The following is a 14,768-nucleotide window of genomic DNA, read 5'->3' on the forward strand; positions in this document are numbered from 1 at the left end:
TCCGACCGGTCAACCGGCAAGGGCCACGCCCCGACGCCCCGCCAAATCTGTGAAGTACTGCCAGGCGACACGACCGGATCGAGACCCCCGCGTGGCCTGCCACTCAATGGCTTCGCTGCGCAAGACCTCCTCCTCTATCTCGACACCATAGGCATCACAGTAGCCGCGGATCATCAACAGGTATTGGTCCTGATCGCAGGCATGAAACCCAAGCCACAGCCCGAACCGATCCGACAGAGAAACCTTCTCTTCCACCGCCTCCGAGGGATTGATGGCCGATCCGCGTTCGTTTTCGATCATATCCCGCGGCATCAGGTGCCGCCGGTTGGACGTGGCGTAAAGCACAACATTATCCGGACGTCCTTCAATCCCGCCGTCCAGGACGGCTTTGAGGCTTTTGTAATGCGCATCATCATGGCCAAAAGACAGATCATCGCAGAACAGAATGAACCGGTAGGGCGCATGCCGCAGAAGATTGAGAAGGCGCCCGACGGACGGGAGGTCTTCGCGCTGCAGTTCCACCAGGCGCAAAACCTCATGTGACGCATGAATTTTCCCATGAATCGCTTTGACAAGACTTGATTTTCCCATCCCGCGCGCACCCCAGAGAAGGGCGTTATTGGCGGGCAGGCCCTTGGCGAACTGCACGGTATTGGCCAGCAAGGTATCGCGGGACCGATCCACACCAACCAAAAGCGTCAGCTCGATCCGGGACACCTCCCCGACAGGTTCCAGGCGATCAGGATCGGTATGCCAGACAAAGGCGGCAGCGCGGGAAAAATCCGGATCGGCCAGCGGGGCGGGCGCGATCCGTTCAAGCGCCGCCGCGATCCGATCCATCGGATCGTCAATCACGGCAGTTCATCCTCATCGTCATAATAGCCTTCGGCGCGCAGTTTGGCTTCACGCTTGGTCTCGACCCGGCGCACCAGAAAGATCGAGACTTCATAAAGGCCATAGACCACCACGAACAGGATGCCTTGCGTGATGACATCCGGGGGCGTGACCAGCGCGGCCAGCACCAGAATGGCGACAACGGCATATTTGCGCACATTGCCCAGCCCTTCGGAACTGACCAGACCGGCCTTGCCCATCAGCGTCAGCAGCACCGGCAACTGGAAACACATGCCAAAAGCCACGATAAACTTGATCGTCAGGTTCAGATATTCCTGCGCAGATCCCTGAAAGACAACGCTCAACCCCGGAGAGGTGGCCGGATCACCGGGAACCGCCTCGCCTTCCGCACCGAACTGCTGGAACCCGAGGAAGAAGTCATAGGCCAGCGGGGTCACCACGTAAAAGGCGAAGGACGCCCCCAGCACGAACATCACAGGCGAGGAAATCAGAAAGGGCAGAAACGCGCCTTTTTCGTTCTTGTAGAGACCGGGCGCCACAAACCGCCACATCTGATGCGCAATCACCGGAAAAGACAACATGAGGCCGCCCAGCAGCGACACTTTGATCGCGACAAAAAAGCCTTCCTGCGGGCTGATGAAGATCAGGTCACAATCCTGCCCGCGCTCCCCCAGGACCTGACAGAGCGGATCTGTCAGGAAGTTGAAGATCGGGGTCGCGACCGTAAAACAGATGATCATGCCGATGAGAAAGGCGATGACGGACCGAATGAGACGTGTGCGCAATTCCGCCAGATGCTCGATCAGCGGGGCGGCAGTTTCGTCCATGTCGTCGGATGCACTCATGTGTCACTCTTTTCGGGGGGCGTCACCTGCGCCTCAAGCTCGGCGGCACGCGCCTGCGCCTCCTGAGCCTCTTTCAGCTTGCGATCTGCCGCAGCACGGGCTGTGGCCGCTTGTATCTTTTTGGTTTTTTCGGCGCGATCCGCTTTTTCAGCCGCCAGCTTACCGGTTTCGCTCTCGGGATCGAGATTGCCAAGATCCTTTGCCGCGGATTTCACGCCATCCAGGGCGGAGCTGACCGGGTTTGTCGCCGCCTGAAGCCCTTTGGCCACATCGCTCACGCCGCTGTCCTTGGCCGCGTCATTCATCGCACGGCTGAACTCGCGCGCCATGCCCTTGGCCTTGCCGACGAACTGTCCCAGCGTGCGGAACATCACCGGCAGGTCCTTGGGGCCGATCACAATCAGCGCGACAATGCCGATCACCAGCATCTCTGTCCAGCCAAGGTCGAACATGGATCAGACCTTGTCTTTTTCAGCCTTGAGATCGGTGGCGGCATCCTGCGTTGTGGGCGTCACGTCCTTTGCGTCTTCGGCGCCGGCCTTGGTGATTTCGTCCTGACCTTCGTTAATGCCCTTTTTGAACGAAGTGATGCCCTTGCCCACCTCGCCCATCAGGCTGGAGATTTTACCGCGCCCAAAAAGCACGAGCACAACAACAGCGATCAGCAGAAGGCCGGGCAGGCCGATATTATTCAACATGGAGAATCTCCCACAGGTATCGCCCCATAGATGCGGGGCCGTCGCAGCCTGTTTAGCAAAGCTGCGCGCGTGCAGAACCCGGAAACACCGGCAATGCCCCCCGTGGTGCCATAAAAACACCCGGAATTGGGTCTCGCAAAACTCAACTGACAGGTTTATGTCAGTTGTACCCTGTCAAAAGTGCAGCATACGCACAGATGAAAGGACAGATCATGCGCTTTACCCTCTTTAACGGCCTGCCTCTCGCTCATGCCGCACCGGATACCGGCGGCGGCACAGCCCCCCGAGCGGTGGCAGAAATCGTCACCTTCCGGCTCATCCCGGGGGCCGACCCTGCCCGCTTTGCTGAGGCAGCAGAAGGGATGACACCGTTCCTGGACCGCACGGGCGCCGTGCTGTCCCGCAGCCTGAGCGTCGATGACGTCGGCCTCTGGACCGACTATATCACATGGACCTCCCTGCCCGCGGCCCAGGAGGCTGCGGCGATCCTCGCACAGCAGGCTGAGGCTGCACCCTTTCTGGCCATGATCGATGGCGGCACCGTCAACCTGCGCCACGCGCCGATCTATTTTTCGATGCCATAAGGAGTAGCATGCGCCGCACCGACCGGCTTTTTGACATCATCCAGATCCTGCGCGACGGCAAATTGCACCGCGCGCAGGATATTGCGGCGCGTCTTGAGGTCTCGGTGCGGACGATCTACCGCGATATGGACACGCTTGTGGCTTCTGGCGTGCCGGTGCAGGGTGAACGCGGCGTTGGCTACATGATTACCGAAGCCATCACCCTGCCCCCCCTGACCCTGACGGTGGAGGAGCTGGAGGCACTCAACCTTGGCATGGCGATTGTCGGCGAGGCGGCGGACCCGAATTTGAAGGCCGCCGCCCTCAGCCTGGCCGACAAGGTGGATGCGGTCCTGCCCACCCAGACCATCGCGGAGGCTGACGCGTGGAAATTCGCGGTCTACCCCTTTGCCGATGCGGCCCGCGGATTTGCCCATATGCCGACCCTGCGCGCGGCCATCCGGGCCCGACAAAAACTGCGACTGACCTATACGTCAAAGGACGGCCGCGTCACGACACGTGTGGTCCGCCCGCTGCATATGGAATACTGGGGCCGGGTCTGGACGCTGACATCCTGGTGCGAGCTCAGGCGCGACCACCGTGTCTTTCGGGTCGATCTGATCCAGAGCGCAGAGGCGTTGGCAGAGCTTTTCGTGGATGAGCCGGGTAAGACATTGGCCGATTACAGCCCCTGACCGCTAGCCCTTCAGGCGCCATCCGGTCTGGGGCGGCAGAAACGCCTCTACACTGGCCTGCGCGATCACGATCGGATCACCTGCAACCGTTTCAACATCGAGCCCGCCCTGGACCACATGCACCTCGGCCCGGCCCCGCGGCAGGGTTGCCGCCAGTACTTCCGTGTCGACCGCCTCGGGCTTCTGCACACCGACCGTCACCTTGACCCGCATAACGTCATGGCTGAGCCCCACCGCGCCGAAAAGCGGCAAGGAGGAATGGCGAAAGGCATCCTTGATCGCGCGGCGCGCGGCTTTGGTATAATCCTGCCCGTGCAGGTCGTTGCCCATGCCCATCTCGATGATAACGCGCTGTTCAGCCATCGGCCCGCTCCATATCGAACCCGACCGTCAGAGCCACATTCGCCATGATGGTTGGGTTGCCACTGCCCTCGGGTGCGGCACGTCAAGGCCCCCTGCGTGCAGCCGCACCTCGGCCTGGCCATAGGGAAAAACCTTGAGCACCTCGGCCACATCCACAGCCTCCGGGCGCTGCACGCCGACATCGACGATGATTTTCATGTCGGTTTTCTCAAACCCGAAGAGTTCCGCCAGATTGATGGAGTTGTGCCAGAGCGCGTCTTTCACCCCCCGCACCGCCGCCTGCGTGTAGTCGCCGCGCCGCAGCGAGGTTCCCATGCCAAATTCCACAAGAAGCTTTTGCATGTTTATCCTCTTTTTCCGCGGTCTGCGGCTGGAAAAACGAAACACCGGTCCCGCCGGATGGTCAACCACATCACCGTGCCCGGCTGCGGCAGAAAGACATTCGGAACCGTCGTTTTCAGGATCGAACCGTCATAATCCATACGAAACTCGACCAGGCTTTCATTGCCCATGAAACGCGCGCGGTCCACGACAGCGCGGGCCGGTGTGCCGTCGGTTGCGGTGGGTTTCGGCCCCTGTCCCGCCCGGTCAAAATCGATGCGCAGATGCTGCGGACGAAACACGATGTCGACGTCTGTCCCATCGGGCACACCAGGGGCCAGAAACTGGCCAAAAGGCGTTTGGGCCAAAGCACCGGTGACCTGTGCCTGCAGCACATTCGCATCCGAGAAAAACAACACGGCCGCCCGGTCGACAGGTCGGGTATAGACGTTATAGGGCGCGCCCTGCTGCACGATCCGGCCGTCGCGCATCAGGGCGATCTCATCGGCCATGCGCATCGCCTCATCCGGCTCATGGGTCACCAGCAGTACCGCCGTGTCCTGCTCCTTGAGAATGGTCAGCGTGTCATCGCGGATGCCGTCGCGCAGCCGGTTGTCGAGCCCCGAGAAGGGCTCGTCCATGAGCATGATCTTGGGTTTGGGGGCAAGGGCGCGCGCGAGGGCCACCCGTTGTTGCTCGCCCCCCGACAACTGGTGGGGGTAGCCATCGATGAACTGCTTGAGGTCGACACGCTCCAGCAGTTCTGCAACGCGGTGACGCTTTTCGGCCCTGGTCCCTGTTTTCAGGCCAAAGGCCACGTTATCAGCCACACTCAGGTGCGGAAAAAGCGCAAAATCCTGAAACATCAGCCCGATCTCGCGCCGTTCCGGCGGGACGCGGAAGACCGTGTCGCAGATCAGATTGCCATCGACATAGATCTCGCCGCTGTCCTGCATCTCGACCCCGGCAATCATGCGCAGGGTGGTGGATTTGCCGCAGCCCGAAGGCCCCAAGAGACAGGTGACCTGCCCCGGCTGGATGCGGAGCGAGACATCATCCACCACGGCGCGCCCCTCAAAGGCCCGGCGCAGGTTCCTGATTTCCAGCCGAGGGGTGTCGGTGCTCACGAGGCTCTCCGGAATTCTGACAGAATTACTCGGATGAGCAGCTATCAGCCCTTCCGCGCGCCCGCAAGCACCGCGGCAAAGCCTGTCGCCAGAACCACAACGCAGATCACCAGAAGCTGTTCGTACTTGTGTGCTTCAGGCAGCAGCTCGACGATGCCGGGCCAACTGCGGGCGAAATAGGCAAAGGCCCCCAAAAGCGCCGCCGCATAGGCCACCAGATAGGCCCAGAGGGCCACCTGGCGCTGCATCACCAGCCCCACAACCAGAACCGGCGCCAGAAACATCGACGCCGTGCCGCTGACCGCGACCGCATCGAAAAGCGTGGCATTGCCCCACAAGGTCAGCAATGTGCCCAGCACCATCACCACCACCATGGCAATGCGCCCGCCCATGAGGTTGCGCGCCACCAGCCCCAGTTCCTCAACCGCCAGGCGCGCCGAGGAGGCCAGGGCGGAATCAAGCGTGCTCAGCGCCGAGACCAGCAACGACAGCATCAGCAGAACAAAAACCCACGGCGGGAACATCGTGCTCCAGGTGCCGATCAGCTCATTGTCATAGGCGGCCTCGATCAGCCCGGCCTGGATGCCAAAGAACCCAAAGGCGATGATGCAGAGGGTGGAGATCCAGAAGGCATGAAAAAAGGAGCGCCGGGTGGTCTGCGGGTCGGCGATGAAGCCACGATCCATCATCACCGGGTCATGTGCGGGGTAGGAAAACACCTGCAAGGCCGCGACGGCGAGCAGAATCCAGCCATTATAGCTGCCGGCGACGCCGGGGGCCGTAAGGATCGCGGTGAGCGAGAAACCCGGCGTCGCGATCAGCGCCACAAAGGCCATCGCAAAGGCCGCCAGAAACAGCAGCATCTGCACCACATCGGTCCTGAGCGCGGCACTCAGCCCGCCCCAGGCGGAATAGGCCAGTCCCAAAAGGGCAACGATGATGATGGCTGTCGTGCCACTGCCGGCAATCACCGCATTAAAAATCAGCCCGACGACCAGCAGGTTGGCAAAGACCTCCGACAGCAGCCGCAGCGCGATGACGATATTATAGCAGGTGTTGCCCGTAGCTCCGAAGCGGCGGCCCAGCCAGTCCTGAACGGAGCCCGCCCCCTGGGCGCGCAGATGACCGATGATGACGCCGCCGGTCAGAAATGACCCGTAATAGGCCGCATAGGCCAGCGTGCCCGCAATCCCGTAGTAATAGCCCAGGATGGCGGCGTTCATCAAAGAGCGGGCAAAAATCCACGTGGTGACCTGGCTGAGGGTGAGCATCCACAGCCCCGGTGCCTGCCCCTGCACACTGCGCCCGCCGAAAAAGCCCTCGACGGTGACACGGCGCGGGGCGGCGATCAGGCTGGCCACCACAATGGCGGCGAAAACGAGAATGAGGACGGTCGCTTGCATCGGTCAGTTTTCCGGTTCTGATTGATCTCAATCCCCGGTAATCGGATGCCGCGGCAGCCGCCAGTGCACAACGCCGTTTTCGCAGAATTGTGACCGACGCGCGAGACCTGTCGCCGGGAAAGGATCAGGTGACGTCGAAGCTTGCCTCGGCCCGGTCCACCCCATTCACCTGCAGGGTCAGGTTGTGGCGGCCGGGGTGCCAGGTAAAGGTCGTGGCCCCTGCCTTGATCTTGTGCGCCTTGGCCAGTTTCAGGGGGGTGTCCGGCCCCGCCTGCGCCTGCTTGAGCTTGAAGACCTTCTGCGCCGCACGCCCGTCAGGTCGGGCGAACCCGATGCGGTAATCCACCAACACCGGCAGCGCCTCCGGCGCGGTGATGACGCAGTCAAAGGCCAGGACACCGCCGCGCTTTACGGTGGGTTCTTTCACGGTGAGGGTCACATTGACCTCCGCATCCGCGCGGTAGCCCAAAGCCGCCATCGCCCCGGCATCCCCGGCCTTGATGAGGGTGCGCAAGGCGTGCCGGGTCATCCAGCCCAGCTCCTTGGGCGTTTGCCGCCCGGCCCGTTTCCAGGACGCCAGGCGGTCCATGACCTCCTGCGGCACCTTGCGCGTCAGATCATTGAGGTGGTTTGCAACGGAGCGGGTCACGAACCGCGTTGGGTCAGCATGCAGATGATCGAGCAACGGCAAGGTCTGCGCGGGCGTCAGGGCGACAGCCTTGGCCCAGGGCAACCTGGGCCGCGTCCCTTCGCTGACCAGACGCCGCACGTGATAATTGTCATCCCCGGACCAAACCTGGAGGGTTCTGAGCGTTTCATCCGGCCAGCGGTTGAGAAAGGCGCGGATGTAGAACTCCATCGAAAAGCGCTGCGTGGCCTGATAAAGCAGCGCCATCGCCCGGTCGCGATGGGTCTCAAGCCCATGGCGCACCGCGAGAATACCCGGCACCGCATGGATGAACCGGCCAAAGTCATCATCCGTCTTGCTGGGATCCAACGGCGCGGGCATCGCCGCCTCCAGCGCGTCAGCCATCGCGTCGAAACCGGTTGGCAACTGCGGCTCCAGACAGTCCGCAAGCCAATCGAGCCGCGCCATCAATTCACGCTCCGCAAAACCCGCAAGTGCCGCTTTCTCAAAGCGCGGCGCATCGAAATCAGGCAGTGCGGCGCTGTATTCACCGGCAAGCTGCGCCACCGTTTCAGCGTTGAACAAATGGTCCTTGAGGGAAAAACGCTCTGCCATGGGTCAAATCGTTGCGTTGGTGGCACCGCCATCCAGAAGGATGTTCTGACCCACAATGAAGCCTGCGTGCTGTGAGCACAAAAACGCGCAGGTGGCGCCGAATTCATCCATCGTGCCGTAGCGCCGCGCCGGTATTGTCGCGGCCCTGCGCGCGCGGGCCTCTGTCAGGGAGATGCCTTCCTTTTCAACAACAGTGTTGTCCAGCATATCCGCCCGGTCGGTGGCGTGAATGCCGGGGAGCAGGTTGTTGATGGTCACACCCTTTTCGGCAACCTGCCGACTGGTGCCCGCCACATACCCGGTCAGACCGGTGCGCGCGGCGTTGGACAGCCCAAGTTGCGGGATCGGTGCTTTGACCGATTGCGATGTGATATTGACCACCCGGCCCCAGCCCTGCGCCATCATCGCAGGCACCAGCGCCTTTATCATGGCGATCGGGGCCAGCATGTTGGCATCCAGCGCCTTGATAAAATCGTCGCGGTCCCAGTCTTTCCAAAGGCCGGGGGGCGGCCCACCGGCATTGTTGACCAGAATATCCACATCCCCTGCCGCATCGAGCACTGCCGCGCGGCCCTCTTCGGTGGTGATATCAGCGGCCACTGCGGTCACCTCAACATCAAAGGCCGTGCGGATGCCCGCCGCCGCCGCCTCAAGCGCCTCAGCGCCGCGCGCATTCAGCACCAGATCAACACCGGCGCCAGCCAAGGCGCGCGCGCAGCCCAACCCCAGCCCCTTGGAGGAGGCGCAAACGACAGCGCGTTTACCATTAATGCCCAAATTCATGTCATATTCCCTTTAACAGCAGATTGTGACTAGCACCAAAAAGGCAACACGCACCAGTAAAAGACAGCAACGCTGTTCTCACACCGCCCTGAGCACGCGTAAACCAAGCGCTTCACCGCACGAGATCAAATCTATGGCCGATATGCCGGAACTGACATTGGAAACACACAACGTCCCGGTCTACCCGTCGGGTGACTTTGTTGTGGCAAATGGGGCTAATGAAGGGGATGCGATCAGCTTTGCCGACGATCTGGTGCTGGACGATATCTATACGCTTGCCCCCGCCGCGCAGACCCGAAACATCGGGCTGCATCGTGGGCCGGACGGCAGCTACAAGGTCTCGCAGAGCAGCGCCGTTGGGCGGATCGGGGCAACGGTTCATCTCGATTGCACCGTCACGTTGATGAGCGACACAACCGAGGTCACGGATGTGTTGGTGTTGGTGGAGTTGGATAGCACAGGCCATGTGCAAGAGGTCTACGCCATGCCGCTGGTGCCGCTGCACGCGAAAGTGGATTATCGCCTTGTCGGTATCGACAGAAACGGCGCGGCACAAAAGCTGGCCCAGATGGCATGCGTTTCTTTCACACGGGGTACCGGCATTACGCTGGGATCAGGCCGCCAGCGCCCTGTCGAGGATCTGCGCCCCGGCGACCCCGTTCTGACCCGCGACAACGGGGTGCAACCACTGCGCTGGATCGGCCAGACCACCCAGCGGGCGGTTGGCGCCTTTGCCCCGATCCGGATTGCCGCCGGCACGCTGAACAATACCAATGACCTCATTGTCAGCCCCGATCATCGTCTGTTTGTCTATCAACGCGTGGATAAGCTGGGCGCGGGGCGCGCAGAGCTGCTGGTCAGGGCCGCCCATCTGGTCAACGGCACATCGGTGACGGTCCAACGGGGCGGTTTTGTCGATTACTTTCAACTGCTTTTTGACACGCATCAGATCATCTACGCCGAAGGCATCGCCGCTGAATCCATGCTGGTCGATGCGCGCACGGCCCAACTGCTGGATGAAACAACACGGGGCGCAATTGCCCCCGCGTCCAACCGGCAAAACAACCTCACCGCACTGGAGGTTGAAAAAACCCTGTTGGACCGGCCTGACGCGGTCGATATTCTGCGTCATGCCTCCAAAGGCTGAACGCGGGCCGGTGCCTGATCTCTTGCGCTGACCGCCCCCCTCGCCTATAGCCCCAAGGATGCTGGACACGTCGAAAAACCGTTCTGATCTGCCGCCCGAAATCGCGCGTCGCCGGACCTTTGCGATCATCTCGCACCCGGATGCGGGCAAGACGACGCTGACGGAGAAATTCCTGCTCTTTGGCGGGGCGATCCAGATGGCGGGCCAGGTACGGGCCAAGGGCGAGGCGCGGCGCACACGCTCGGATTTCATGGCAATGGAAAAGGACCGGGGCATCTCGGTCTCGGCCTCGGCCATGTCCTTCGACTTCAAGGCGTTCCGGTTCAACCTCGTGGACACCCCCGGCCACTCGGATTTTTCCGAGGACACCTACCGCACGCTGACCGCCGTGGATGCGGCCGTGATGGTCATTGACGGGGCCAAGGGGGTCGAAAGCCAGACGCAAAAGCTCTTTGAGGTCTGTCGCATGCGGGATCTGCCGATCCTGACCTTTTGCAACAAGATGGACCGCGAAAGCCGCGACGTCTTTGAGATCATTGATGAAATCCAGGAAAACCTCGCGATTGACGTGACCCCGGCCAGCTGGCCCATAGGGGTTGGACGGGATTTTATCGGCTGCTATGATATTCTGCGCGACCGGCTGGAGCTGATGGACCGCGCGGATCGGAACCGGGTCTCGGACTCCATTGAAATCAACGGGCTGGACGACCCCAAACTGGCCGAGCACGTCCCCGCTGACCTGCTGGACAAGCTGCGCGAAGAGCTTGAAATGGCCCGCGCATTACTGCCCCCGCTGGATATGGCGGCAATGCACGAAGGCTCACTGACGCCGATCTGGTTCGGCTCCGCGATCAACTCCTTTGGCGTCAAGGAACTGATGGACGGGATTGCTACCTACGGGCCTGAGCCGCAGATTCAATCGGCAGAGCCACGCCAGATCCTGCCGGAAGAACCCAAGGTGGCGGGTTTTGTCTTCAAGGTGCAGGCCAATATGGACCCCAAACACCGCGACCGGGTGGCCTTTGTCCGCCTCGCCTCGGGGCACTTCGAGCGCGGCATGAAACTGACCCACGTGCGGTCAAAAAAACCGATGGCCATCACCAACCCGGTGATGTTTCTCGCGTCCGACAGGGAGCTGGCCGAAGAGGCCTGGGCCGGGGACATCATCGGCATTCCCAACCACGGTCAATTGCGCATCGGGGACACCCTGACCGAAGGCGAAGCCATTCGCGTCACCGGCATCCCCTCCTTTGCCCCGGAACTGCTGCAAGGCGTGCGTGCCGGCGACCCGCTGAAAGCCAAACACCTGGAAAAGGCGCTGATGCAGTTTGCCGAAGAGGGGGCCGCCAAGGTCTTCAAACCCGCCATCGGGTCGGGCTTTGTGGTTGGGGTGGTGGGGCAATTGCAGTTCGAAGTCCTCGCCAGCCGGATCGAGCTTGAATACGGGCTGCCGGTCCGCTTCGACGCCTCGCAGTTCACCTCGGCGCGCTGGGTGAATGGTGATAAACAATCCGTTGATAAGTTTACGGAAAGCAACAAACAGCATATCGCATATGACCACGATGGCGACACCGTTTATCTGACCCGCCTACAATGGGACATTGACCGGGTCGAGCGCGACTATCCAGACATCCGGCTGACCGCGACCAAGGAAATGATGGTCTAGAAACGGGTCAGGACGGATGAGCGGCGCAGATCACATCTACCCGGGCGGTTTTGACCAACTGATGCGGGACTTTGAGCGCCGCTGCCGGTCCTTTAAGCAGGTCGATGCGGTCATCCCCCCGGCGGATATCGATCTCGACGCGCTTCACCAAGAGAAGCTGCCCCAGCTAGCTCAGCCCGGCGCAGAAGGCTCCCCCCGCTATGCCCAGGCAAAATGGGCCCGGTTGCACGCGGAGCTTGAGGGCGAAAGCGCGCTCTTTCTGCTCCACGCCATGTTGATCGCCATTCTGCGAAGGCGGGATCCACCGGCGGAAGCGGTCACTCTCTTCATACGTGTTTGGCGTGAAAAGGGCGACGCGATGGCGGGTGAATTGCCGGTCCGGTGGCTGATCTCGGCGGCGACGACTTTTGCCGACCATGGGGCAAACGGTGATCAGCGTGCCTTGGGCATGGGGCTGTCGCTGCTCTTTGACCTGATCAAGCTGCATGACAGCGAACGGCGGCTGACCGGCAAACCGGGGAACGAGCTCTTTCGCCGCAGACGGTCCCGCGTGCGCCCATCGCTGGCGTTTGACATGGCGCCCTACGCAATCAGAGGCGGCGATCTGGATCGCAACATGCTCGCGCGTCTGTGGCGATTGTCCCGGCAGGATACCACCATCCGCCCGCTCGGCAAGCGGATGCTTGAGATGGTGATGACAGACAACAGAAGCATCTTTGCCCGCACGCAGAGGCTGAAAGGCCCAAAGCCACAGTGATCCCCGCACGGCCTCTCAGGCCCGCCGGGCAGATCAACTGTCACAAAAGGGAGTGTTGCGGCTGAACAATCGCACGCCGGACACAAAACGGGCCGTGATTTCCGCAATTATTGTTCTGTTATCCACATCTGTTTGACCCTGCGCTTGCGAGTTGTTAAGCAAGCGCAGCATATCGCGGCAGGTGCCGCCCCTTGGGCCATGCGGGCCGGTATGAACGCTGCTGCGGGCCAAGGATGTGTCCGCAAACCACGGATACATATGACCAAATTTTCTGAGTTGAACCTCAATCCAAAAGTATTGAAAGCCGTCGACGAGGCCGGATACGAGACCCCCACCCCTATTCAGGCCGGTGCCATTCCGCCTGCGCTGGAAGGACGCGACGTTCTGGGCATTGCCCAGACCGGCACCGGAAAGACCGCAAGCTTCGTGCTGCCGATGATTACGCTGCTGGCGCGGGGGCGCGCACGCGCGCGCATGCCGCGCAGTCTTGTGCTCTGCCCGACACGGGAACTGGCCGCACAGGTGGCCGAAAACTTCGACACCTATACAAAACATCTCAAGCTGACCAAGGCGCTGCTGATCGGCGGCGTCTCGTTCAAGGAACAGGACAAGCTGATCGACAAGGGTGTCGATGTTCTGATCGCCACGCCCGGTCGTCTGCTCGATCACTTCGAGCGCGGCAAGCTCTTGTTGACCGGCGTGCAGATCATGGTGGTGGATGAGGCGGATCGGATGCTCGACATGGGGTTCATTCCCGATATCGAGCGGATTTTCAGCCTGACGCCTTTCACCCGCCAGACCTTGTTTTTCTCGGCCACCATGGCGCCGGAAATTGAGCGGATCACCAATACATTCCTGTCGGCCCCTGAACGCATCGAGGTGGCCCGGCAAGCGACCGCAAGCGAGACCATCGAACAGGGCGTCCTGATGTTCAAAGCATCCCGGCGAGACCGCGAAGGATCCGAGAAACGCAAGCTTTTGCGGGCCTTGATTGATGCGGAAGGCGAGAAATGCACCAATGCGATCATCTTCTGCAACCGCAAGTCGGATGTGGATATCGTCGCCAAGTCCCTGAAGAAATACAAGTATGATGCTGCCCCGATCCACGGGGATCTGGATCAGAGCCAGCGGACCCGCACCCTTGACGGTTTCCGGGATGGATCGCTGCGGTTTCTGGTGGCCTCTGACGTGGCTGCGCGCGGCCTTGATGTCCCTTCGGTCAGCCATGTGTTCAATTTTGACGTTCCCGGACATGCGGAGGATTACGTTCACCGGATCGGTCGCACCGGGCGTGCCGGGCGCGACGGCAAAGCCATCATGATCTGCGTGCCCCGCGATGAAAAGAACCTTGATGATATCGAGCGTCTGGTCCAGTCCGAGATCCCGCGACTGGAGAACCCTCAAGGCAGCCAGGTAGAGGAAGTGCCGCAAGAGGCCCCGCAGGACGAAAAACCCAAGCGCACCCGCAGCCGGAGCCGCAAGAAAGAGGCGGATCCCGCCGAGGTGGTCCCGCAGGACAACACCCCCGAGACGCCAAAAGAGGCCGAAGCAGCCCCGGCCCCGGCAAAGGACGAGAAGCCCCGCGGGCGCACACGTGGCGGTCGGGGTCGGTCCAAGTCGAACGACCGTGGCGGCGAGGCGGTGGTCGGACTGGGCGATCATACTCCCGAATTTATCGGGCTCAGCTTCAAAGAACGTTACGCGAACTGACGCCCCCTCACGACGGCCCCTCTCCAAAAGCGTCCGGCAACCGGGGGCCGATCCGCCCGATCCATTTCAGTGTCATTTTTTTAATGTTCTGGCTCTAAGGTCCATCTTGTTTGACCTTCCAAGAGGTGCTGTACCTTGAAAACCCCAATCCCGACCGCCACGCAAAGTGATCGACGGCAGCATACACGAAATCAGGTAAGTCTTGATTGCACATTGCACGCAGACAACTTCGAAATCAGCGGCAGGGTCGTTGATATCTCCGAAGGCGGTGCCGGTATTCGTCTGTTTTTCGAAACCGCCGAAGGTCTGAGCGCCGGTATCAACAGCATCACCATCGACACAATCGGCAAGATACCCGCGACCCTGCGCTGGAAATCGGCTGACAGGCTGGGGGTTTCCTTTGACCGCAATCCAGAGGTTGTTGCCTTTCTCAAAGCCAATGGCCCTTCACAAGAGATGTGAAAATCAGCGCCCTCTACGCATGAGACACAGGCGGGCCTTTCAGACATCGACCATGCGATGACGCGGCAGCACCAAGCCCCGCCAGGCAAGTACCGCTCCAGGTCAACCTGTTAGATGGTCTGTACCTGAT

16 protein-coding genes and 1 pseudogene are annotated in these 14,768 nt (G+C 61.2%); 7 read left to right on the forward strand and 10 right to left on the reverse strand.

The annotated features are described in order from the left end of the window. Positions 1-9 precede the first annotated feature (9 nt). The 4 genes from H7847_RS14955 to tatA are packed head-to-tail and all read right to left on the reverse strand — an operon-like array spanning position 10 to position 2,398. Positions 10-855: an ATP-binding protein gene (locus H7847_RS14955; RefSeq protein ID WP_227270283.1), complete on the reverse strand. Its 846-nt coding sequence runs from the start codon at positions 853-855 to the stop codon at positions 10-12. Next, the gene (gene tatC / locus H7847_RS14960) at positions 852-1,700 is read right to left on the reverse strand and encodes a twin-arginine translocase subunit TatC (protein ID WP_227270284.1); all 849 of its coding nucleotides are present in this window, start codon (positions 1,698-1,700) and stop codon (positions 852-854) included. The genes H7847_RS14955 and tatC overlap by 4 nt, the downstream gene beginning before the upstream one ends. Further along, positions 1,697-2,152, reverse strand: a complete 456-nt coding sequence (tatB, locus tag H7847_RS14965; protein WP_227270285.1) for a Sec-independent protein translocase protein TatB — start codon at positions 2,150-2,152, stop codon at positions 1,697-1,699. The genes tatC and tatB overlap by 4 nt, the downstream gene beginning before the upstream one ends. A 3-nt stretch (positions 2,153-2,155) precedes the next feature. Beyond that, positions 2,156-2,398 (reverse strand): twin-arginine translocase TatA/TatE family subunit, encoded by a 243-nt coding sequence (gene tatA / locus H7847_RS14970; RefSeq protein ID WP_227270286.1) that lies wholly within the window; start codon positions 2,396-2,398, stop codon positions 2,156-2,158. Between the two features lie 197 nt (positions 2,399-2,595). Here tatA and H7847_RS14975 point away from each other — a divergent pair, with 197 nt between their 5' ends. Continuing rightward, positions 2,596-2,982, forward strand: a complete 387-nt coding sequence (locus tag H7847_RS14975) for a hypothetical protein (RefSeq protein ID WP_227270287.1) — start codon at positions 2,596-2,598, stop codon at positions 2,980-2,982. Positions 2,983-2,990: 8 nt separating this feature from the next. Beyond that, positions 2,991-3,656, forward strand: coding sequence for a helix-turn-helix transcriptional regulator (locus H7847_RS14980; RefSeq protein WP_227270288.1), 666 nt, complete (start codon positions 2,991-2,993; stop codon positions 3,654-3,656). Between the two features lie 3 nt (positions 3,657-3,659). Here H7847_RS14980 and H7847_RS14985 read toward each other — a convergent pair whose 3' ends face one another. The 6 genes and pseudogenes from H7847_RS14985 to H7847_RS15010 all read right to left on the reverse strand — a co-directional run bounded on the left by H7847_RS14985 (position 3,660) and on the right by H7847_RS15010 (position 8,896). Beyond that, entirely contained in the window at positions 3,660-4,019 is a 360-nt protein-coding gene (locus H7847_RS14985; protein ID WP_227270289.1) for a Lin0512 family protein, read from the reverse strand. Beyond that, positions 4,012-4,361: pseudogene (locus H7847_RS14990) on the reverse strand (Lin0512 family protein). The gene H7847_RS14985 and the pseudogene H7847_RS14990 overlap by 8 nt, the downstream one beginning before the upstream one ends. 2 nt (positions 4,362-4,363) lie before the next feature. Continuing rightward, positions 4,364-5,467 (reverse strand): ABC transporter ATP-binding protein, encoded by a 1,104-nt coding sequence (locus tag H7847_RS14995; protein WP_227270290.1) that lies wholly within the window; start codon positions 5,465-5,467, stop codon positions 4,364-4,366. A gap of 44 nt (positions 5,468-5,511) precedes the next feature. Continuing rightward, the gene (locus H7847_RS15000; RefSeq protein ID WP_227270291.1) at positions 5,512-6,870 is read right to left on the reverse strand and encodes an SLC5/6 family protein; all 1,359 of its coding nucleotides are present in this window, start codon (positions 6,868-6,870) and stop codon (positions 5,512-5,514) included. 124 nt (positions 6,871-6,994) lie between these two features. Beyond that, the gene (locus tag H7847_RS15005; RefSeq protein WP_227270292.1) at positions 6,995-8,113 is read right to left on the reverse strand and encodes a hypothetical protein; all 1,119 of its coding nucleotides are present in this window, start codon (positions 8,111-8,113) and stop codon (positions 6,995-6,997) included. Positions 8,114-8,116: 3 nt separating this feature from the next. Next, positions 8,117-8,896, reverse strand: a complete 780-nt coding sequence (locus H7847_RS15010) for an SDR family oxidoreductase (protein ID WP_227270293.1) — start codon at positions 8,894-8,896, stop codon at positions 8,117-8,119. A gap of 133 nt (positions 8,897-9,029) precedes the next feature. Here H7847_RS15010 and H7847_RS15015 point away from each other — a divergent pair, with 133 nt between their 5' ends. The 5 genes from H7847_RS15015 (at position 9,030) to H7847_RS15035 (ending at position 14,638) form a co-directional block, all read left to right on the forward strand. Beyond that, positions 9,030-10,043 (forward strand): Hint domain-containing protein, encoded by a 1,014-nt coding sequence (locus H7847_RS15015; protein WP_319799772.1) that lies wholly within the window; start codon positions 9,030-9,032, stop codon positions 10,041-10,043. Between the two features lie 58 nt (positions 10,044-10,101). Then, on the forward strand, positions 10,102-11,709 hold the full coding sequence (locus H7847_RS15020) for a peptide chain release factor 3 (RefSeq protein ID WP_227270294.1): 1,608 nt from the start codon (positions 10,102-10,104) through the stop codon (positions 11,707-11,709). Positions 11,710-11,725: 16 nt separating this feature from the next. After that, positions 11,726-12,466 (forward strand): hypothetical protein, encoded by a 741-nt coding sequence (locus tag H7847_RS15025; protein ID WP_227270295.1) that lies wholly within the window; start codon positions 11,726-11,728, stop codon positions 12,464-12,466. A 258-nt stretch (positions 12,467-12,724) separates the two neighbouring features. After that, on the forward strand, positions 12,725-14,176 hold the full coding sequence (locus H7847_RS15030; protein WP_227270296.1) for a DEAD/DEAH box helicase: 1,452 nt from the start codon (positions 12,725-12,727) through the stop codon (positions 14,174-14,176). A 135-nt stretch (positions 14,177-14,311) separates the two neighbouring features. Continuing rightward, on the forward strand, positions 14,312-14,638 hold the full coding sequence (locus H7847_RS15035; protein ID WP_227270297.1) for a PilZ domain-containing protein: 327 nt from the start codon (positions 14,312-14,314) through the stop codon (positions 14,636-14,638). The last annotated feature ends 130 nt before the right edge of the window (positions 14,639-14,768 follow it).

The organism is Roseobacter weihaiensis, assembly GCF_020622345.1.
Classification (GTDB): domain Bacteria; phylum Pseudomonadota; class Alphaproteobacteria; order Rhodobacterales; family Rhodobacteraceae; genus Roseobacter; species Roseobacter weihaiensis.